The following is a 20,402-nucleotide window of genomic DNA, read 5'->3' on the forward strand; positions in this document are numbered from 1 at the left end:
GCCTTCGGTCAGCGTCTGGCCGGGCGAGACCGCGTTGACGGTGATGCCATGCGGGCCGAATTCGGTGGCGAGCGCCCGGGTCAGCCCGACGATACCATGCTTCGAGGCCGAGATCGGCGCGCCCTCGAAATAGCCCTTGATGGCCTTCATCCCGGTCATGCTGACGAAGCGCCCGAAGCCGGCCTCGACCATGCCCGGCAGAAACGCCTGCGCGGTGCGGAAGGCGGCGGTGAGCCCGGTGTCGAGCACCGCGTTCCAGTCGTCTTCGCTGGTCTCGAGAAACGGCTTGTGCGGCCGGATCGCGGCGTTGTTGACGACGATCTCGACCCGCCCGAAGCGCGCCAGCGCCGCGTCGCGGATCGTCGAGATGGCGGCGGGATCGGACATGTCGCCCATCGCGATGAGCGCCTGCGCGCCCTCGGCCTCGACCAGCCGCGCGGTCTCTTCGCAGGCGGCTCTGTCGCGCGCCCCGTTGATCACTACGTTGCATCCCTGGCGCGCCAGCTGCACCGCGACGGCGCGGCCGATATTGCGGCCCGAGCCCGATACGAACGCGGTGCGCCCTGCGTGATCCGAGCCGATCTTGGCGGCGCTGGATGTCTCGTTCATCGCTGTATTCCTTCCTCCGACGATGACGGCCCGAGCGGATTTCCTATGGAATCGCAACGGGTCCGCAGCCCTCCGAACGCGCGCGATACGCGGCGGCCCGGGGCCTCCCTGCCTTTATGAGTGGCGGCGGAAATTCATGTTGTCAACATACAGACAACTGTTGACAGTTTGTTTTTTAGCGCGCAGGGTCACCCCATGAACAGCACCACGAGGACATCCTTCCAGACAGGCAGCCGGCGCCGCGATGGCTCCGTCACCCAGTCTGTCCGCGAGCGGATCGAGAGCATGATCCTGCGCGGCGAGCTGTCCTCTGGCGTGCGGCTGAACGAGCAGCAGCTCTCCGAGATCCTCGGCGTCAGCCGTGGCCCGGTGCGCGAAGCGCTGCGGCTTCTGGCGCAGGACGGGCTGGTGGCGATCAGCACCAACCAGGGGGCCTTTGTCCGCCAGCACACCATCGAGGACGCGCTCGAGCTGTACGACCTGCGCGCAGTGATCGCGGGCTATGCCTGCGCCCGCCTCGCGCAGCACGCGTCGCGCCAGCAGCAGGACGACCTCTCGGCGCTGGTCGAGGAGATGGCGCACTGCATGGAGCAGGGCAACGAAGACGGCTACTTCTCGCGCAACCTCGTCTTTCACGACCTGATTGCAGAGATGTCCGACGCCAAGAAGACCGCCGAGCTTTACGCCTCGCTCGGCAAGGAGGTCCGGCTGCTCCGCCGCAGGGTGCTGCAGGGGCGTGACTCTATGGAGAAATCACATGCGGAGCACCTCCGCATCCTCGAAGCGATCCGGGCGCGAGATCCGGACGCGGCGCGGCGTGCTGCGGAGGAGCACCACGCCAGCGGCAAGAAGAGGTGGCTTGAAACCTTGAGGAGCAGATAGTCCGGAGCCGCGCAAGGCGGCCCGGCAAACGATGACCGTAGACGGTCAAAACTGGGAGGAACTACATGATCATTTCACTCGAAACGCTCGGCCGGGCCACGCGCGTCACGACGCTTGCGCTCTTTGGCCTTGGTCTCGCCGCAGGCGGTGCTGTGGCGCAATCCTATCCCGACCCGGACGAGACGCTGGACTGGACCATCGCCTTCGGCCCGGGGGGCGGCAACGACATCATGGCGCGGACTATGGTCGACATCATCACCAAGTACGATCTCTATCCCGGCGACATCCGGCTCGAGAACCGCGCCGGCGGTTCGGGCGCCGTGGGCTGGGGGCATCTCTACACCCAGGCGGGCAGCGGCTATGGCATCTCGACCACGTCGGGCAGCCTGATCACCACCCCGCTGCAGGCCGATACGCCGTGGAAGCCCGAGGATTTCACCCCGATCGCGCTGATGGCCACCGATGACCTCGCCATCATGGTGCGCGGCGACAGCGAGTGGCAGACCATCGAGGATTACATCGAGGCCGGGAAGACCCAGGCCCCGACGATTGCCGGCACCGGCACCGTGAACGTCGATTTCATCGTGCCCAAGCTGTTCTCCGAGAAGGCCGGCTTCGACATCGAATACATCTCGTTCAACTCCATGTCCGACATGCAGACCGCGCTGCTTTCGGGCGCCGTCGACAGCATCGTCGCCAACCCCGGCGAGATCGTCGGCCTGGTCGACTCGGGCGACATGCGCGCGCTGGTCTATTCCGGCGTGAAGACCCCGCCCGAGCTTGGCGACGTGCCGACCATGGGCGACAAGGGCTACGAGATCGGCGTGTCGATGCCCCGCGGTGTGATCCTGCCCCCCGATGCCCCGGAAGAGGCGCAGACCTTCTGGATCGAGACGATGAAGAAGATCGCCGAGACCCCGGAATGGGCCGAGTATATCAGCACCAACCTTCTCACCGAGAACATCATCTACGGCGAGGACTTCAAGACGTTCCTGTCGAACACCCAGGAGGGGTTCGCCAAGGTCCTGCGTGAGCAGGGCGTCATCCAGTAAACCGCCAGACCTGACGGGCCGCGTGCATCCGCGCGCGGCCCGCGTGTCGATTGGAGATGTCATGCGGCTGATCTTTCTTCTCACGCTCTTCGCGGGCTCGGTGTTCTACGGCTGGATCGCGTTTCTCGACCTGCCCTTCCTGACCAGCTCAGGCCGGCTGGGCCCGGGCTTCTTCCCCCGCATCCTCGCCAGCGGGCTGCTTGTCCTGACGCTCTGGTCGCTGGTCGAGGAGGTTGCGCTGCGCCCCCGCGCCGCCGGAGAGGGCGAGATCGGCCTGCACCGGGCGGTCGCCACGATGATGGGGCTGGGCCTCGGCTACGTGGTGCTGCTGGCGGTGCTCGGCGGGGTGCTCTCCACCGCGCTCTTCCTGCTCGCGGCGCTCACGATCTTCAACGCAGGCGAGCACCTGCGCAATGTCTGCGTCGCCGTGGGCGTGCCGCTGGCGGTCTACGTGCTCTTCGTGGTGCTGCTGAACGCCGACATGCCCGACGGGCTGATCGGGATGCGCTTCTGACCGGCCCCAAAGGCCGTCCGTCCCCCACCGGAGACTGAACTCATGGAATTCTTTTCGGACCTGGCGCTCGGCTTCTCCGTCGCCGTCTCTCCGATCAACATCTTCTACCTGCTGGTCGGGGCCTTCGTCGGCATGACCGTGGGTGTGATCCCGGGCTTCGGCCCCTCCGCCGGCCTCGCGATCCTGCTGCCGGTGACCTTCGGGATGGATCCAATCGGCGCCATCATGATGCTGGCGGCGATCTATTACGGCGCCATGTATGGCGGCACAATCACCTCGATCCTGCTCAACACCCCCGGAGAAAGCGCCACCGTGGCCTCGACCTTCGACGGCCACCCGCTGGCCAAGAAGGGCCGCGCCGGACCGGCGCTTGTGATGCAGGCGGTGGCCTCCTTCGTCGGCGGCACCGTGGGTGTGCTGCTGCTGACCGGGCTGGCGCCGACCTTCTCGCAGGTGGCGCGGAATTTCGGGCCGCCGGAATATTTCCTGCTGGCGATCCTCGGCATGCTGACGCTGCTGGTGATGATCGGGACGAACTGGAAATTCGGCGTGATCTCGGCGCTGATCGGCTTTGCCCTCGGCACCGTCGGCGTCGATCTCGAAACCGGGCTCAGCCGCTACACTTTCGGTTCGGCAGAGCTGATCGGCGGCATCCACTTCATCCCCGTCGCCATCGGCCTCTTCGGCCTCGGCGAGCTCTACTACTCGTTCTGGCGCGGTCAGCACCTGCGCAACGCTGAAGGGGTGATCGAGTACACCAGCGAGACCCGCTTCTGGCCCACCGCGCAGGACTGGATCAGCACCCGCTTCACCATGCTGCGCGGCTCGATTCTGGGCTTCGTCGTGGGGGTGATCCCCGGCGCCGGCGCGACCATCGCCTCGCTCATGGCCTATTCCTTCGAGCGCAGCTCGTCGAAGCATCCCGAGCGCTTCGGCAAGGGCGAGATGGCCGGGCTCGTGGCGCCGGAAGCGGCCAACAACGCCGCCTCCTCGGGCGCGATGATCCCGCTCCTGACCCTCGGCATCCCCGGCTCGGCCTCGACCGCCGTGCTGCTCGCCGCCTTCCTGCTCTGGGGCCTGCGCCCGGGGCCGCTCTTCATGTCGCAAAACCCCGAGCTCGCCTGGGGGCTGATCGCCTCGATGTATCTCGGCAACATGGCGCTGCTGGCGATCAACATCTTCGCCATCCCGCTCTTCGTGCGGCTGCTGCGCGTGCCCTACCGCATCCTCGCCCCCGTGGTGGTGGTGGTCTGCACGCTTGGCACCTTCTCGGTCGCCAGCTCCTACATGGAGGTCTACATCATGTTCGCCGCGGGCATCGTCGGCTTCTTCATGCGGCGCTATGATTTCTCGCCAGCGGCGCTGGTGCTGGCGCTGGTCCTCGGCCCGCTCGCGGAAGAAGCGCTGCGCCAGACGCTGACCATCTCGCGCGGGTCGTTCGCGATCTTCGTGCAGCGTCCGGGCTCGATCTGGATCCTCGTGATCACGGTGGTGCTGGTCGTCGTGCTGCCGCTTTTCCAGAAGATCGGCAACTCAGCCTCGCGCGCCGAGAAGGCGGGCAGCTGAGCATGGCCGCGGCGGGCACGCGCATTCCCCAAAGCGAGCTGCGTGCGCTCGCCGCGGCAGCGTTCCGTGGCGCGGGGCTGTCGCCCGCCGCCGCCGAGGACACCGCCGAGATCCTCACGCTGGCGCAGATGATGGGCATCACCACCCACGGGCTCAACCGCGTGAAGAGCTACATCGCCCGGCTCGGGAGCGGCGGCATCGACGCCACAGCCCGCCCCCTGGTGGCGCATACGGCGCCCGCGCTGCTGCGGGTCGACGGCAACAACACCCTCGGCCCGGTGGTGATGCAGGCCGCCCTGCGCGCCACCATGGCCGCCGCGCGCGAAACCGGCATGGCGGCCGCCTTCTGCCGCCATTCCAACCATTTCGGCGCCGCAGCCCCCTATTGCCAGCTCGCCTGCGAGGCGGGCTTTGCCGCCATCCTCACCACCAACGCCACGCCGGTCATCCCGCCGGCAGGCGGGCGCGAGGGCCGGCTCGGCAACAACCCGATCGCGGTTGCGATGCCCCACCCCGACGGGGCGCACGTGATCTTCGATGCCGCGCTTTCGGTCAGCTCGCGCTCGGCGATCCGCCGTGCCCGCGACGAGGGCAAGCCGATCCCGCCGGATTGGGCCACCGACCGCGAGGGCAGGCCCACCACCGACGCGCAGGCGGCGCTCTCGGGCCTGCTGCTGCCGATCGGAGGCGCCAAGGGCGCCGGGTTGTCGCTCTCGATGGACCTGCTCGCGGGTCTGCTCGCCGGGGCGGCGTTTCTCGATGCCATCCCCGATCTCGAGGCCACGCCCGGGGCGCGGCAGGATCTGGGCCACATGCTCATCCTGATCGACGCCGACCGGCTGATGCCGGGGCCCGAGCGCGCGGCGCGGCTCGACGCCTTCCGCCACAGGCTGTGCTCGAGCGCGCCCAGCGACCCCGACACCCCGGTCCGGTTGCCCTTCGACCGCTCCCGCGCGCAGCTTGACGGCGCGCGCCGAGACGGCGTTCCCCTGCCAGAGGCGCTGCTGGAAACGCTGCGATCTGCGGCGCTGCAGACCGGTGGCGGAGATTGACCTTTGCTTCGCCTTGCCGCAGAGACATCACATGAGCGCGAAAGATCCCTATGCCTCACTGCCCGAGAAACTCTCGGAAAGCGTGAGAACCCTGAGCCAGATCGCCGTCGAGGCGATCGAGCAGCTCATCGTCGAGGGCGCGCTCCAGCCCGGCGAACGGATCAACGAAAGCCATCTCGCGACCCGGCTCGGCATCAGCCGCGGCCCGATCCGCGAGGCGTGCAAGACGCTGGCGCAGGCCGGGCTGCTCGAAGGTTTCACCAATCGCGGCATGTATGTCCGCACGCTCTCGGCCGAGGAAGCGCGCCAGCTCTACGAGCTGCGGGCGATTCTGGCGGGCTTTGCCGGGCGGCTGATCGTGCGCGAGGCGCCCGACGCGACGCTGGCGGCGCTGAGCGCCCTGCAGGAGCGCATGGACGCGGCGGTCGAGGCCTCGAATGCCGAGACCTATTTCCAGCTCAATCTCGAGTTCCACGAGGCGCTGGTCGCCGCCACCGGCAGCCCGCCCCTGATCGACAGCTACATGCGCACGGTCAAGCAGCTCCTGCTGACCCGCCGGCGCGGGCTGGTGACGGCGCGCAACATCGCGGTCTCGAACGCCGAGCATCACGGCATCATGTCGGCGCTGCTGGCGCGCGATGCCGATGCCGCCGAAGCCGCCATGCGCGGCCATGTCCAGAACGGGTTCGACCGGCTGCTCGGCAGCGACTGATCCCGCCCCACCCCGACCCATAACCGACACCCGCAGACCCCCGTGCAGCACCCGGCCCCCCCGCGCGGCCCTCCGGTCACGCGAACATAACAGGGAGGAGAACCATGATCATCGATTGCCACGGGCATTACACCACCGCGCCAAAGGCGCTGAACGCGTGGCGCGAGGCGCAGCTTGCCGCCAAGGGCGACACCAGCCAGCTCGACCATCCCGACGGGCCGCGGATCTCGGATGACGAGATCCGCGAGACCCTGCTGGCGGCGCAGATCCCGGTGCAGCGCGAACGCGGCGTCGACCTGACGCTGTTTTCGCCGCGCGCCGCGGCGATGGCGCACCACCTGGGCGACGAGGCGATCTCGATGGCCTGGTCGCGGGTCTGCAATGACCTGATCGCCCGCGTGGTCGAGCTGTTCCCGCAGGATTACGCCGCCGTCTGCCAGCTACCGCAATCGCCGGGCTGTGCGCCGGCCAACGTCATCCCCGAACTGCGCCGCTGTGTCGAGGAGCTGGGCTTTGTCGGCTGCAACCTCAACCCCGACCCTGCCGGCGGCTACTGGACCGATCCGCCGATGACCGACGAGTGGTGGTTCCCGCTCTACGAGGTGCTCGAAGAGCTCGACTGCCCGGCGATGATCCACGTCTCGGGCTCGTGCAACCCGAACTTCCAGTATTCCGGCGCCCATTACATCAACGGCGACACCTCGGTGTTCATGCAGCTGCTCGAAAGCGACCTGTTCGAGCGCTTCCCGAAGCTCAAGTTCATCATCCCGCATGGCGGCGGCGCGGTGCCTTATCACTGGGGCCGCTACAAGGGGCTCGCGATGGACCGGGGCCGCAAGCCGCCGGCCGAGATGATGGGCGAGAACCTGTTCTTCGACACCTGCGTCTACCACCAGCGCGGCATCGACCTGATGACCGAGATCGTGCCGGTGAAGAACGTGCTCTTCGCCTCCGAGACCTTCGGCGCGGTGCGCTCGAAAGATCCCGAGACCGGCATCCCCTTCGACCACACGCTGCACTACCTCGCCAACACCCCGCATCTGAGCGACGCTGATCGCGCCGCGATCCATTCGGGCAATGCCCTGCGGGTGTTCAGCCGGCTCAAGCGCTGAGCTTTGTGCGGAGGCGGTGCGCGCCGCCTCCGCGAACCTGTCAAAGCAGGCGGATCGGGCTGCCCGCATGCCATGCGGCGATGGCCTCGACGGTGTCTTCGTAGAATTGCCGCCAGCTCGCTTCGGTGACGTAGCCCAGATGCGGTGTCAGCAGCAGGCGCTCGCCGAACTCCTGCGCCGCGCGGCGCCAGGGATCGTCCGCCGGCAAGGGCTCGGTTTCGAACACGTCGATGCCGGCCAGCGCGGGCCGGCCGGCGCGCAGCCCTTCGAACAGCGCGTCGCGATCCACCAGCCCGGCGCGCGAGGTGTTGAGGAAGATCGCCCCCTCGGGCAGCGCCTCGAAAGCCGCGCGCCCGATCAGCCCGGCGCTGCGTTCTGAGAGCACCATGTGCACGCTCATCACGTCGGACCGCGCCGCCAGTGCCTCGAGGCTTTCGGCCCGCGCCACCCCCTGCGCCTCGGCCCGGGCATCGTCGAGATTGGGCGACCACCCCGCCACCTCCATGCCAAGCGCGCTCCCCAGCGCCGCCAGCTGCCCGCCGATATTGCCAAGCCCCACCAGCCCCAGCCGCAGCCCGGCAAGATCGCGCCCGGGCCGGCCCTGCCAACCGCCCTCCGCCAGCGCCGCGGCCTCCGGCAGCAGCCGACGCGACAACGCCAGCAGCAGCGCCAGCGTCAGCTCCGAGGTGGTGGTCTTGCGCGAGCGCGTGCCGCAGACCTCGACGCCGCGCGCCCGCGCCGCGCCGACATCAATGCTGAGGTTGCGCGCGCCGGTGGTCATGATCAGCCGCAGCTTTGGCAGCGCTTCGATCAGCTCGGCCGGGAACGGCGTGCGCTCGCGCATCAGGCAGACCACCTCGAAGGGGGCCAGTGCCTCGGCCACGCGCGCGCCAAGCGGCGCCCGGAACACGGTGATCTCGGCCCCGAGCCGCTCCCACTCGGCCATCTCCAAGGCGCAATCGGCGTAATCGTCGAGTACGGCAATCTTCATCGTCATCTCCTCCGGTCTCCGGACGCCCCGCCCCTCCCGGGCGTCCCCCTGCGGCACAGCCTAGGGCCGCCGCATACAGCCGCCAGAGGCAATGCGACCTGCGGTCAAACCCCCGGCGGCGCGTTGCCGAAACGCCCCTCTCAAAAGGGGCAATTGCCCGGAAACGTGGCTTTTTCACCGCTTCCCACCACCAGAGCGAGCGCCCGGATCAGCGGCGCGGAAACACCCGCCCGTCGAACAGCTTGCGCGTCGTCCGCAGGGTGCCGGCGCGCACCACCTGCCCGGCGTCGTCGCGCTCGAGCAGCACCTCCGCCGCGCCGGCCGGATGCTCGACCGCAAAGGTCTCGCCCTCGGGCAGAACCGCCAGCTCGGCCGCGGGAGAGCCCTCGAGCGTGCAGGCGGTGGCCACGCTCACGGCGGCAAACACCCCGATGGTGGCGTGGCAGCGATGCGGGATGAAACTGCGTGTGCTGATCACGCCTCCCGCTTGCGGCGGCGAAACCAGCGTCATCTTCGGCACCGACTTCTCGGTCATGTCGCCAAGCGCCATCATCGGCCCCGCTTGCAACCGGATCGCCTCGAGCCGCGCCTTGAGCGCGCTGTCCCCGTCGAGCGCTTCGCGGCTCTCGGTCCCGTCGATGCCAAGGTCGGAGGCGCGCAGGATCACGCAGGGCATGCCGTTGTCGATCAGAGTGCAGTCCACGCCCTCGATCATGTCGACCACGTTGCCGCTGGGCAGAAGCGCGCCGCACATCGAGCCCGCCAGCCCCTCGAACATCAGGGGCACCGGCGCATGATGGCCCGGCACGCCGTCGATGCGGGCGTCCCCGTCATAGGACACGCGACCGCCCGGGGTCTGCACCCGCGCCACCGCGATCTCTCCGGTGTTGCGCATGTGAATGCGCACCGGGGTCTCGTCCCCGGCCGGCGCCACCAGACCGCGTTCGATCGCGGTCGGGCCGACGCCGGCCAGGATGTTGCCGCAGCCCTGCGCGTCCGACACCAGCGGCTGATCGACGAAGACCTGCAGGAACAGGTAGTCGACATCCGCATCGTCGCGCGAGGGCGGGGAGAGCACGGCAACTTTCGAGGTCAGCGGGTCGGCCCCGCCGATACCGTCGATCTGGGCCGGGTCGGGAGAGCCCATGATCCGCAGCAGCAGATCGTCGCGCACCGCCGGATCCGGTGGCAGGTCCTCGGCAAGGAAATAGGCGCCCTTCGAGGTGCCGCCCCGCATCCAGAGACAGGGAATGCCCGCAATCTCGTCCACCATCCTTCGTTCCTCCCGACCCTGTGTCAGACCCCGGTCCAGGGCCTCAGATGTATTTCAGACCCTTTTCCGCCAGCCGCGGGCGCATGTTGTAGATATCGAGCCCGAGCTCGCCGGCGGCCAGCCGCTGGCGCTTGGCCTCCTCCGCGGCAAGCCGCGCCTCGGCCTTCTCGAGCACCGCCTCGGCCTCGGCGCGCCGCACCACGACCACGCCGTCATCGTCGGCCACGATCACGTCGCCGGCCTCGATGTTCTGGCCGGCGCAGACGATCGGCACGTTGACCGAGCCCAGCGTCTCCTTGACCGTGCCCTGCGCCGAGATCGCTTTCGACCAGACCGGGAAGCCTATCTGGGTGAGGTCGCGAATATCGCGCACGCCGGCGTCGATCACCAGCCCGCGGCAGCCCCGCGCCATGGCCGAGGTCGCCAGCAGGTCGCCGAAATAGCCGTTGTCGCAGGGCGAGGTCGGCGCCAGCACCAGGATGTCGCCCTCCTGCAGTTGCTCGATGGCCACGTGCACCATCCAGTTGTCGCCCGGCGCCGCCGAGATCGTCACTGCAGAGCCGGCGATCTGCGCGCCCGAGTAGATCGGCCGCATATAGCTCTGCAGACAGCCCTTGCGGCCCTGCGCCTCGTGCACCGTCGCCACGCCCGCGCGCCCCAGCGCCTCGATCACCGAGGCCTCCGCCCGCGCCACATCCTGAACCACAACCGCCATCGCCAAGCTCCTGCTCTTCTCTGGTTTCCAAATACCTCGGGGGAGTCGCGGCCCTGCCGCGACGGGGGCAGCGCCCCCTTCCGACCGCACCCGCCCCGCGATGTGCGGCGCGTCGCCCCTCGTCTCTCCCTGCCCCGCCCGGCGCCACGCCGGACAACGGCCCTCCGCAATCACGAGCGCCCCGGCGCGGCCACGCCGCCCCCGGAGCCGTCTCGTCTCAGTCCCGCTTCACCGGCGGCGTGCCGTGGGTGTGGAAGCTCTCGATCGTCTTCAGCCCCCAGGCCTGGCCCTTCATCCGGTCGGCCTGCGTCCAGCACACCGGCTTCCAGTCCGGCGCGAGGATCAGCCGCGCGCCCGCGTTGGCCAGCTCCACCCGGTTGCCCGCCGGTTCCCAGACGTAGAGGAAGAACGTGCCCTGCACCGCGTGCTTGTGCGGGCCGGTCTCGATATGCACGCCGTTCTGCAGGAAGATATCCGCCGCGCGCAGGATGTCCTCGCGCTGATCCGTGGCATAGGTCACATGGTGCAGACGCCCCTGCCCGCCGCCATGCTCCTCGGTGCAGGCAAGATCATAGGTCTTGTTGTTCACGGTGAACCAGCAGCCGCCAAGCCGCCCGTTGTCGAGCTCGATATATTCCGTCACCCGGCTGCCGAGGCAGGTCTCCATGAAGCGCTTGAACTCGGTGACATCCTCCGAGAGCAGGTTCAGGTGGTCGATGCGCCGCGGTGCAGCACCATCGAAGGCCGAGGCGGTGTTCTTCAGCGCCGCCTTCTCGGCCGCGTCCTGCGCCTCGTACCAGTTGGTGTCGTAATAGATCTCGAAGACGTGGCCGAACGGATCCTCGAAGCGGAAGGCACGGCCGTGGCTGAGATCGCCCTCGGTCCAGCCATGCACCTTGTAGCCCGAGGCCTCGATCGCCGCGGCCCGGCGCTCCAGCGCCTCCGGCGAGGCGGCGCGGTAGCCGATATGGCCGACGCCGGTGGTCCCGGCGCGGGTCAGCTTCAGGGTGCAGTATTCGTAATCGTCCCAGGCGCGCAGATAGGCGCTGGTCTTGTCCTGCCCCGACAGTTTCAGCCCGTAGATCCGGGTGAAGAAATCGAGGCTCTCCTCGAACTTGTCGGTGAGCATCTCGACATGGCCGAGATGGGCGATGTCGAAGCTGGGGTTGGTCGGCTGGGTCATGTGTCTCCTCCGAGGGGCGGGATCTCCGCCATGAAGACCGGCCGTTCGCGCATGTGTCGGTCTGGTCAGAATGAAACCCGCCGCGCCATCCCCATAACGCGGCGGGGGCAGTGTTCAGAGCTCGTCGACGGTGCGCGGGAAAATCGACTGGAATCCTTCCGCGTACTTGCAGTCGCGCCCACCGGACTGCCCGCCGGAATTGCGCTTGAAATGGTTCGCCCGTTGCTGCGCAACACGGGTGTAGTATTCCCACAGGTGGATCTGACCCTCGTTGCACTCCATCGCGCGGCGCTTCTTCTCCCAGACCGGGGTGATGTCGAGGAAGGTGTCGGGCTTCCAGCCCATCTGCTCGGTCTGGTGCGGCTCGAAGAGGTAGAGCTGCGGCGCGCCGAGCACCTTTTCACCGGGATTGTGGCCCCAGGCCTGGGCGATCATCCGGCACTCGAGCGACACCTGCGACATGTACATGTGATCGGTGTTGTAGGGATCGTATTGCGAGTGGCTCATCATGAAGCTGGGCTGCACCTTGCGGATCAGGTCGACGAGCTCGTACTTGTCGTCCTGGTCGAGATGCAGCGGGTAGTCGCCCTTGTCGAAGCACACCAGCTCGTGCACGCCGAGCGCCTCGGCGGCGTTCTCGGCCTCGCCGCGGCGGATGTCCTTCACCTGCTGCAGCGATTTTCCTTCCTTCCACAGGCGGGCGCTCTCGCCGCGCTCGCCGAAGGACAGGCAGGCGACCGTCACCTCGTAGCCAAGCTCGGCGTGCAGCGCGATGGCGCCACCGCAGCGCCAGACAAAATCGGCAGCGTGGGCGCTGATGACGAGCGCCGTCTTCTTTGCGGTCATGGATATCTCCTCCGAAACGGTTGCCAAGCTTGTCTCACAGACGCCGCGAGGGCGGCAATTTCGAAACCCGTGCCCTTGCATAACTTCTTGCTATTCCGGCTTGGCTGGACAACACTCGAAACGGCCATGTCGACGGCGTTCTTTCAGCGCCGCGAAACGCGAACGGCGACTTGTCGCGCGAGCGGAAAACAATCGAAGGCTGTGCCATGATCTCGAGAAATCTGCGTCATCTCAGGGTGTTCCTCGCGGTGGCGGAGCTGGGTTCGCTCACCGCCGCCTCGGACCGGGCGCGGGTCTCGCAGCCGGCGGTGACACAGGCGCTGCGCAAGCTCGAAACCGAGGCCGGCGGGGCGCTGTTCGACCGCACACGGCAGGGGGTGTTCGCAACCGAGCGCGGAGAGCTGCTCGGCGTGCGGGTGCGGCGCGCCTTCGCCCGGCTCGACCCGGTGCTGGCCGAGCTGTCGCCGCGCCTCTCGCTGACCACCACCAGCGCCCAGCTCACCGCGTTGATCGCCGTGGCCGATGCCGAGAACTTCACCCTCGCCGCCCGCCGCCTCGGGCTGGCGCAACCCACCGTACACCGCGCGGTCTCGCAGCTCGAGACCGAGGCCGGGCAGGCGCTGTTCGAGCGCCGCCCGCACGGGCTGGTGCCCACCCGCACCGCGCTGGCCGTGGCGCAGGCGGCACGGCTAGCCTTTTCCGAGCTCGAGCAGGCCGAGGCCGATCTGGCCGAACTCGATGGCCGCGAGGCGGGACGAATCGTCATCGGAGCGCTGCCACTGGCGCGCTCGGTGCTGCTGCCGCAGGCGCTGGCGCGCTTCCGCGTGCAACGCCCGCGCCAGAACCTGCGGGTGGTCGACGGGCTCTACAGCGACCTGCTCACCGGGCTGCGGCGCGGCGATCTCGACCTGCTGATCGGTGCGCTGCGCGACCCGCTTCCCATTGCCGATGTCACGCAGGAGCGGCTCTTCGACGACCGGCTGATGGTGGTGGCGCGCCCCGGGCACCCGCTGGCGGAGGCCCGCGCGCTGACGCCCGAAAGCCTTGTGCATCATCAATGGGTGGTGCCGCGCGCCGGCACGCCCTCGCGGGGGCAGTTCGACGCGGTCTTCGGCGCCCTGAAGACGGGCATGCCTGAGAGCGTGATCGAGGCCGGATCGATCCTGTTCATGCGCGAATTTCTCGTGCGGGGTGAGGGGCTTGGCTGTATCTCCGCGGCACAGGCCGAAGCCGAGGTCGCCCGCGGCCTGCTGGCGCGGATCGACATGCGGGTGGCATGGCCGGCACGGCCCATCGGCCTCACCCTGCGCGAAGACTGGGTGCCGACCCAGGCCCAGGCGCTGCTGCTCGACCTGATGCGCGACGAAGCGGCAATCCAGAGATCATCATAGCGAAAACTTATCCAAGTTCACCCTCTTTGAATTGGCGGCAAGCGGGCCGCGGGGTCAATAAGAACGGCGTCTTCAGGCTTTAAGCCAGACCCCACGCATTCGGGAGGAAACCATGCGCTTCAGCACTATCACCGCCGCGGCGGCCCTCGGCCTCTGCGCATCCGCAGCCCTTGCGGAAGACATGAAATTCGCCAACTTCATGCCGCCGACCCACCCCTATGTCGAAGGCGCCTTCCAGCCCTTCGCCGACATGGTGGGCGAGAAGACCGGCGGCGAGCTGACCGTCACGCTCTATAACGGTGGCGAGCTTGGACCGGGCCCGGTCGAGCAGTATTCCCGCGTGGTCGACGGCGTCGCCGAGTTCGCCATCTCGCTGCCCGGCTACACCGCGTCGACCTTCCCGCTGACGCTCACCGCCGAGCTGCCCGACGTGGTCGAGGAAGACACCGGCACCGCGAAGATCTGGGAGAACATCGACCTGTTCGCCCCCGAGTACCGCCGCGTGAAGCTGGTCTCGCTCTGGTCCTCGGCCGAGAACGTGCTCTACATGCGCGACACCCCGGTGCACAGCCTCGACGACCTCTCGGGCAAGAAGATCCGCGTGCCCTCGCGCAACACCGGCAAGCTGGTCGAAGCCTGGGGCGCCACCCCGGTCTCGATGCCGGTGACCGAGATCTACAACGCCATGCAGACCGGCGTGATCGACGGCGCCATGATCGACGCCACCGCCACCCGCGCCTTCCGCCTTGGCGAAGTGGCCGATTACCTGACGCTGGGCTTCGAGACCACCAACTCGCCGTTCTTCATCCTGATGAACCGCGACGCGTGGGAGGGCCTCTCCGCCGAGGAGCAGGCCGCCGTCGAGGCCGCCGGGCGCGAAGCTTCGGTTCTGGGCAACCAGGTGCAGCTGACCGTCGCCGCAGGTGGCATCGAGGCGTTCCGCGAGATGGACGGCAAGCAGGTCATCGAACTGAGCGCCGAAGAGGCCGCGCCGTTCAACGAGGCCGCCCTCAAGGTGACCGAAGAGGTCGTCGCCGAGGCCGGAGCCGACGCGCAGGCCATCGTCGACGCGCTGGCCGACTGATGGACGCCCTTCACGAAACCGCCTGGGCGAGGCTTCTCGGCCGGGCGACCCTGGCGCTGACCTGGGTCGGCGGGCTCTGCCTGCTGGGCATGATGGCGCTGATCTTCGTGGGCGTGTTCATGCGCTACGCGCTGAACCAGCCGATCCTGGGCCTCAACGAAATCATCCAGCTTGCCGCGGTGGCGCTGGTGATGACCGCCCTGCCCTATTGCACCGCCCGCGGCGGCCATGTCGGCGTCGACGTGTTCGACCGCGCCATCGGCCGCTGGGGCCGCCTCGTCGGCGACGTGCTGAGCCGGGTGCTCTCGGGCTACGTGCTCTCGGTTCTGTGCCAGCGCGCCACCCTTAAGGCGCTCGATGCGCTGGAATGGGGCGACGCCACCAATATGCTGGGCCTGCAGATCTGGCCCTTCTACGCCATCCTCGCCGCCGGCACCGCGCTTTGCGTGCTGATCTTTGCCGCCGAGCTCGTCCTCATCCTGACCGGGAAAGGGCCCAAGACATGACCGAGACCCTTGCGGGCGTGATCGGTATCGCCTTCCTGTTCCTTCTGATGATCCTGCGCACACCGGTGGCCTTCGCCATGCTGCTGGTCGGATTCTTCGGCTATTGGTCGCTCGAGGGCTTCCGCTCGGCCGGCGCTGTGCTGCTGACCGAGAGCTATTCCGCGGTCTCGAGCTACTCGCTGATCGTGGTGCCGATGTTCATCCTGCTGGGCAACATCTCCTCGGCGGCAGGCTATTCGCGCGGGCTCTACGACGCCGCCTATGCCTGGGTCGGGCGATTCAAGGGCGGGCTGGCCTCGGCCTCGGTGCTGGGCTGCGCGGCGTTCTCCGCCGTCTCGGGCTCCTCGGTCGCCACCGCCGTCACCCTCGGCAAGGTCGCCCTGCCCGAGATGCGCCGCCTTGGCTATGCCGACAGCCTCGCCACCGGATCCATCGCCGCCGGCGGCACGCTGGGCTTCCTGATCCCGCCCTCGACCGGCTTCGTGCTCTACGCCATCCTCACCGAGGAAAGCATCGGGCGGCTGTTCATGGCGGGCATCCTGCCGGGTCTGCTCTTGATGGCGCTCTTCATGGCGACGATCTGGCTGATCTCGACCCTCTCCCCCGAGGCCGGCCCGCGCGGCGCCGCCGTGCCGCTGGTCGAGCGCTTCGCCGCGCTCAGGGAGGCCGGGCCGCTGATCGGGGTCATCGTGCTGTCGATCGGCGGCATCTACGTAGGCGTTTTCACCCCGGTCGAGGCCTCGGGCATCGGCGCGGGCCTCGTGCTGATCCTGGCGCTGGCGCAGCGCCGGCTGAGCTTCGCCATGCTCAAGCTCGCGCTCCGCGACACGCTGCAGACCTCGGCCATGCTCTACATGATCGTGATCGGCGCCAACGTGCTGAACCCGTTCTTCGCGGTGACCCACATCCCGGCCACGCTGGGCGGCGGGCTCGAAACGCTGGGGCTCGGCGCCTATGGCACGCTGATCGTGATCCTGCTGGCCTATGTGGTGCTGGGCATGTTCATGGACGGGCTGTCGATGCTGGTCATCACTATTCCGATCGTGTTCCCGGTGATCACCAGCTTCGGCTTTGATCCGATCTGGTTCGGGGTGGTGGCGGTGATTGTCATCGAGATGGGCATGATCACGCCGCCCGTCGGGCTCAACGTCTTCGTGGTGCGGGGCGTGGCCGAGGGCGTGACGCTCGGCACCGTGTTCCGCGGCGTGTTCCCGTTCCTGCTGGCGATGATCGCGGGGCTGGTGCTGATCATCGTGTTCCCGCCGATCGCCACCGCGATCCCGGACTCGATGTTCAACTGACGCATCGAGGGTCCGTCGTTCCAGACGTGCCAGCCCTTGCGGGTTGCCCCGGGACACCACCTGCCGGGCGTCGGTCAAGGGCCGTGCACGACGGCAATGGGCGTCTCGATGCGTGGAAGCTGAGGGAACGAGTGCCGCTAGAGCCCGGCTGTCGCGCGTGCCTTGAGCATGTCGCAGAGCCGGGCGGCCTCGGCGGGCAACTGGCCATGTTCACGCATCACCAGTCCGAACCGCCGCGTGACCTCGGGCTCGACCAATTCGCGCAGCACCACCTCGTCGCCAGCGCCAAGCGGTACCGCCGCCAGCGGCAGCGGCGCCACGCCGAGCCCCGTGCGCACCATCTCGAGCGAGGTCGATGTGCGCTGCACCTCGGCGCTCCAGTAGAGCGTCAGCTTGTGCCGGGCGAGCGCCCGGTCGATCAGCGCGCGGTTGCCGCTTCCCTGCGTCGGCAGGATCAGCCGGTGCGCCGCGATCTCCTGCCAGCGGACCGCGCCCGCCCGTGACAGCGGATGACCGCGCGGCACCGCCAGCACGATGCGGTCGTCGAGCAGGGTCTCGAAGCGCAGGCCGGGATCGTCGGTGATGTGCGAGCTGACGCCAAAATCTGCCTCCCCCGCCAGCACCGCCTCGGCGACCTCGTTGGCCAGCAGGTCGAGGACGCGCAGCCGGGCCCGCCCGCCGGTGCCGAACAGCCCCGCCGCCGGGATCAGCAGGCGCGGGATCGCGCTCGGCACCGTGGCGATGGTGACGATGGCCGAGGTCTGATGCCGGAAGCGCGCCGTCTCGTCCTGCATCTCGCGCAGGCTCTCGCGGGCATCGTCGAGCATGCTCTGGGCGCGGGCGCGAAAGCGCTTGGCGGCGAAGGTCGGACGCACCGAGCGGGTGGTGCGCTCGAAAAGCGCGGGGCCAAGCTCGTCCTCGAGCCCGCGGATGCGCCGGGTCAGCGTCGATTGCGAGACCCCCAGATGCCGGGAGGCGGCGACGAAGGAGCCGGTCTCGTAGAGCACGAGAAAGGCTTCGAGATCGGCGAAGTCGAAATTGATGCGCATTTCGGCATAATCACGAAAACAATTGCAATTATCAATAGAACACCGCGCTGCTACTTTCCTGCAGGCAAGGAAGGCAGACCGTGACCAACAGATCAGACCCCACCGACCCCTACGACATCGTGGTGCTTGGCGGCGGCAACGCCGCGCTCTGCGCCGCGATCACCGCCGCCGAGGATGGCGCCAAGGTGCTCATGCTCGAGGCCGCGCCCAAGGCCTATCGCGGCGGCAACTCGCGCCACACCCGCAATTTCCGCTGCATGCATGACGGCCCGCTCTCGGTGCTGGTCGAGAGCTACGACGAGGACGAGTATTTCGCAGACCTCATGCGCGTGACCGCCGGGCGCACCGACGAGGGGCTCGCCCGCATGGTGATCCGGCAGTCGCAGGAGTGCCTGCCGTGGATGGAGGCCCACGGCGTGCGCTTCCAGCCCTCGCTGTCGGGCACCCTGTCGCTGGCGCGGACCAACGCCTTCTTCATGGGTGGCGGCAAGTCGCTGGTGAATGCCTATTACCGCACCGCCGAGGCGCTCGGGGTCGAGGTGCTCTACGACGCGCCGGTGACCCATGTGGCCCTCGAGGGCGACCGGATCACCCGGGTCGAGTACGAGCACGACGGCCAGCCATGCGCGCTGCGCCCCAAGGCGGTGATCGTCGCCTCGGGCGGCTTCCAGGCCGATATCGACTGGCTCGCCGATGCCTGGGGCCCGCCGGCGCGCAACTTCCTGATCCGCGGCACGCCCTACAACCGCGGCACCGTGCTGCGCGACCTGCTCGATCAGGGCGTGACCTCGGTCGGCGACCCGACCCAGTGCCACGCCGTCGCCATCGACGGGCGGGCGCCGAAATATGACGGCGGCATCGTCACCCGGCTCGACTGCGTCCCCTTCTCCATCGTGGTGAACAAGGAGGGCGAGCGGTTCTACGACGAGGGCGAGGATGTCTGGCCCAAGCGCTATGCGATCTGGGGCCGGCTGGTGGCCGCGCAGCCCGCTCAGGTGGGCTATGCCATCATCGACTCGCGCGCGCTGCCGCTGTTCATGCCCTCGGTTTTCCCGCCGATCCAGGCCGATACGCTCGAAGAGCTGGCCGAGAAGATGGGCCTGCCGCCCGACCGCGTGGCCGAGACGGTGGCGCGCTTCAACGCCGCCTGCGGCGACACCTCCGGCTTTCATCCGACCGAGCTCGACGGTGTTGCCACCACCGGGCTTGAGCCGCCCAAGACCAACTGGGCGCGGCCAATCACCGAGCCGCCCTTCTACGGTTACAGCCTGCGCACCGGCGTGACCTTCACCTATCTCGGGCTCAAGGTCGACGAGACCGCGCGCTGCAGCACCGAGCGTGGCCGCATCGAGAACCTCTGGGCCGCCGGCGAGACCATGGCGGGCTCGATCCTCGGACAGGGCTACCTCGCGGGCTACGGGATGACCATCGGAACCGTGTTCGGCCGGATTGCCGGACGGGAGGCCGCAAACCATGTACGATAACCCCATCGAAGAAGTTCGCCGCCAGGCGCAGATCTGCAATTCCTGCCGCTATTGCGAGGGCTATTGCGCCGTGTTCCCGGCGATGCATGCCGAGCGTTTCTTCGCGGATGGTGACCTGACTCAGCTCGCCAATCTCTGCCACAACTGCCAGAACTGCTATCACGCCTGCCAATACACGGCCCCGCACGAGTTTGACCTGAACCTGCCCGGCGCGCTGGCCGAACTGCGGCAGGAGAGCTGGGAGGAGGCGAGCTACCCGGCGGCGCTCGGACGGGCGTTTCCCCGCAACGGATCGCTGATCGCGCTGGCGACGGTGCTCGCCATGGCGCTGCTGTTCTGGGCGGCGCGCCACCTGCCCGGCGAGGGCGAGGGCTTTTACGCGGTGATCGCCCACAACGCGCTGGTGGCGATCTTCCTGCCAGCCTTCGTGCTGCCGCTGCTGGCCCTTGCGGTGGCGCTGCAGCGCTACTGGGCCCGCGTCGGGGGCGAGCGGCTGCATCTGTCGGATGTCCGCGCGGCCTTTGCCTCAGCGGCGACCATGCGCAACCTTGCCGGCGGCCATGGCGACGGCTGCAATTTCGAGGCCAAGGACGTGTTCTCGCACCGGCGCCGGATCTACCACCAGCTGGTGATGTACGGCTTCCTGCTCTGTTTTGCCGCCACCTCCACCGGCACGATCCTGCATTACGGCTTCGGGATCGAGGCGCCCTACCAGCTGTTCTCGCTGCCCAAACTCTTCGGCATCACCGGCGGGCTCGGGCTCTGCATCGGCACCGCGGGGCTCATGCATCTCAAGATGCGCGCCAACCCTGCGCTGCAGGCCCCCGCGATCCGCGGCGGCGAGTTCGGCTTCATCGCGTTGCTCTTCGCGGTCAGCGCCTCCGGCCTTGGGCTCTATGCGCTTGGCGGCACCGTCGCGCTCGAGCCGCTGCTGGCGCTGCATCTGGGCACCGTCCTCGCCTTCTTCCTGCTGACGCCCTATTCCAAGATGGCGCATGGCTTCTTCCGGCTCGCGGCGCTGCTGCGCGACGCGCAGCGCAAGCGCTGAGCCGCACGATGCGTGCCATAGCGCAGGCTTAT

20 protein-coding genes are annotated in these 20,402 nt (G+C 68.2%); 13 read left to right on the forward strand and 7 right to left on the reverse strand.

What is annotated here, in order from left to right; genetic code table 11:
• Positions 1 to 609 (reverse strand): SDR family NAD(P)-dependent oxidoreductase (locus AC6RA4_RS00785; RefSeq protein WP_500156433.1); only part of this gene is annotated, 609 nt, incomplete at its 3' end.
• A gap of 195 nt (positions 610 to 804) precedes the next feature.
• On the opposite strand from AC6RA4_RS00785, the gene AC6RA4_RS00790 reads away from it, so the two are divergent.
• The 7 genes from AC6RA4_RS00790 to AC6RA4_RS00820 all read left to right on the forward strand — a co-directional run bounded on the left by AC6RA4_RS00790 (position 805) and on the right by AC6RA4_RS00820 (position 7,499).
• The gene (locus AC6RA4_RS00790; RefSeq protein WP_500156435.1) at positions 805 to 1,491 is read left to right on the forward strand and encodes a GntR family transcriptional regulator; all 687 of its coding nucleotides are present in this window, start codon (positions 805 to 807) and stop codon (positions 1,489 to 1,491) included.
• A gap of 65 nt (positions 1,492 to 1,556) precedes the next feature.
• The gene (locus tag AC6RA4_RS00795) at positions 1,557 to 2,543 is read left to right on the forward strand and encodes a Bug family tripartite tricarboxylate transporter substrate binding protein (RefSeq protein WP_500156437.1); all 987 of its coding nucleotides are present in this window, start codon (positions 1,557 to 1,559) and stop codon (positions 2,541 to 2,543) included.
• Between the two features lie 61 nt (positions 2,544 to 2,604).
• Positions 2,605 to 3,057 (forward strand): tripartite tricarboxylate transporter TctB family protein, encoded by a 453-nt coding sequence (locus tag AC6RA4_RS00800; protein ID WP_500156439.1) that lies wholly within the window; start codon positions 2,605 to 2,607, stop codon positions 3,055 to 3,057.
• A 42-nt stretch (positions 3,058 to 3,099) separates the two neighbouring features.
• Complete coding sequence (locus AC6RA4_RS00805; RefSeq protein ID WP_500156441.1) at positions 3,100 to 4,623, forward strand: tripartite tricarboxylate transporter permease; 1,524 nt, start codon at positions 3,100 to 3,102, stop codon at positions 4,621 to 4,623.
• A gap of 2 nt (positions 4,624 to 4,625) precedes the next feature.
• The gene (locus AC6RA4_RS00810) at positions 4,626 to 5,675 is read left to right on the forward strand and encodes an Ldh family oxidoreductase (RefSeq protein ID WP_500156443.1); all 1,050 of its coding nucleotides are present in this window, start codon (positions 4,626 to 4,628) and stop codon (positions 5,673 to 5,675) included.
• Positions 5,676 to 5,706: 31 nt separating this feature from the next.
• A complete protein-coding gene (locus tag AC6RA4_RS00815) occupies positions 5,707 to 6,387 on the forward strand; it encodes an FCD domain-containing protein (protein WP_500156445.1) in 681 nt (226 codons plus the stop codon).
• A gap of 104 nt (positions 6,388 to 6,491) precedes the next feature.
• Entirely contained in the window at positions 6,492 to 7,499 is a 1,008-nt protein-coding gene (locus tag AC6RA4_RS00820) for an amidohydrolase family protein (protein WP_500156447.1), read from the forward strand.
• 40 nt (positions 7,500 to 7,539) lie between these two features.
• Here AC6RA4_RS00820 and AC6RA4_RS00825 read toward each other — a convergent pair whose 3' ends face one another.
• The 5 genes from AC6RA4_RS00825 to AC6RA4_RS00845 form a co-directional block, all read right to left on the reverse strand.
• Positions 7,540 to 8,490, reverse strand: a complete 951-nt coding sequence (locus AC6RA4_RS00825) for a D-2-hydroxyacid dehydrogenase family protein (protein ID WP_500156448.1) — start codon at positions 8,488 to 8,490, stop codon at positions 7,540 to 7,542.
• A 208-nt stretch (positions 8,491 to 8,698) separates the two neighbouring features.
• Entirely contained in the window at positions 8,699 to 9,763 is a 1,065-nt protein-coding gene (locus AC6RA4_RS00830) for a 4-oxalomesaconate tautomerase (RefSeq protein WP_500156450.1), read from the reverse strand.
• Between the two features lie 43 nt (positions 9,764 to 9,806).
• Positions 9,807 to 10,478, reverse strand: a complete 672-nt coding sequence (locus AC6RA4_RS00835) for a 4-carboxy-4-hydroxy-2-oxoadipate aldolase/oxaloacetate decarboxylase (RefSeq protein ID WP_500156452.1) — start codon at positions 10,476 to 10,478, stop codon at positions 9,807 to 9,809.
• 217 nt (positions 10,479 to 10,695) lie between these two features.
• Positions 10,696 to 11,661: a VOC family protein gene (locus AC6RA4_RS00840; RefSeq protein ID WP_500156453.1), complete on the reverse strand. Its 966-nt coding sequence runs from the start codon at positions 11,659 to 11,661 to the stop codon at positions 10,696 to 10,698.
• 114 nt (positions 11,662 to 11,775) lie between these two features.
• The gene (locus tag AC6RA4_RS00845) at positions 11,776 to 12,507 is read right to left on the reverse strand and encodes a PIG-L deacetylase family protein (RefSeq protein WP_500156456.1); all 732 of its coding nucleotides are present in this window, start codon (positions 12,505 to 12,507) and stop codon (positions 11,776 to 11,778) included.
• Positions 12,508 to 12,713: 206 nt separating this feature from the next.
• On the opposite strand from AC6RA4_RS00845, the gene AC6RA4_RS00850 reads away from it, so the two are divergent.
• The 4 genes from AC6RA4_RS00850 (at position 12,714) to AC6RA4_RS00865 (ending at position 16,789) form a co-directional block, all read left to right on the forward strand.
• A complete protein-coding gene (locus AC6RA4_RS00850; RefSeq protein ID WP_500156458.1) occupies positions 12,714 to 13,898 on the forward strand; it encodes a LysR family transcriptional regulator in 1,185 nt (394 codons plus the stop codon).
• A gap of 112 nt (positions 13,899 to 14,010) precedes the next feature.
• Positions 14,011 to 14,982: a TRAP transporter substrate-binding protein gene (locus tag AC6RA4_RS00855; RefSeq protein ID WP_500156460.1), complete on the forward strand. Its 972-nt coding sequence runs from the start codon at positions 14,011 to 14,013 to the stop codon at positions 14,980 to 14,982.
• Complete coding sequence (locus AC6RA4_RS00860) at positions 14,982 to 15,488, forward strand: TRAP transporter small permease (protein ID WP_500156462.1); 507 nt, start codon at positions 14,982 to 14,984, stop codon at positions 15,486 to 15,488. The genes AC6RA4_RS00855 and AC6RA4_RS00860 overlap by 1 nt, the downstream gene beginning before the upstream one ends.
• Positions 15,485 to 16,789, forward strand: coding sequence for a TRAP transporter large permease (locus AC6RA4_RS00865; RefSeq protein WP_500156464.1), 1,305 nt, complete (start codon positions 15,485 to 15,487; stop codon positions 16,787 to 16,789). The genes AC6RA4_RS00860 and AC6RA4_RS00865 overlap by 4 nt, the downstream gene beginning before the upstream one ends.
• Positions 16,790 to 16,926: 137 nt before the next feature.
• On the opposite strand, the gene AC6RA4_RS00870 is transcribed toward AC6RA4_RS00865, so the two are convergent.
• On the reverse strand, positions 16,927 to 17,838 hold the full coding sequence (locus AC6RA4_RS00870) for a LysR family transcriptional regulator (protein ID WP_500156466.1): 912 nt from the start codon (positions 17,836 to 17,838) through the stop codon (positions 16,927 to 16,929).
• An 80-nt stretch (positions 17,839 to 17,918) separates the two neighbouring features.
• On the opposite strand from AC6RA4_RS00870, the gene tcuA reads away from it, so the two are divergent.
• Together tcuA and tcuB are read left to right on the forward strand one after the other, a co-directional pair.
• Positions 17,919 to 19,322 (forward strand): FAD-dependent tricarballylate dehydrogenase TcuA, encoded by a 1,404-nt coding sequence (gene tcuA, locus AC6RA4_RS00875; protein ID WP_500156468.1) that lies wholly within the window; start codon positions 17,919 to 17,921, stop codon positions 19,320 to 19,322.
• Complete coding sequence (gene tcuB / locus AC6RA4_RS00880) at positions 19,312 to 20,370, forward strand: tricarballylate utilization 4Fe-4S protein TcuB (protein WP_500156470.1); 1,059 nt, start codon at positions 19,312 to 19,314, stop codon at positions 20,368 to 20,370. Before tcuA ends, tcuB begins: the two co-directional genes overlap by 11 nt.
• Positions 20,371 to 20,402: the final 32 nt, after the last annotated feature.

This window comes from Salipiger sp. (assembly GCF_059781815.1).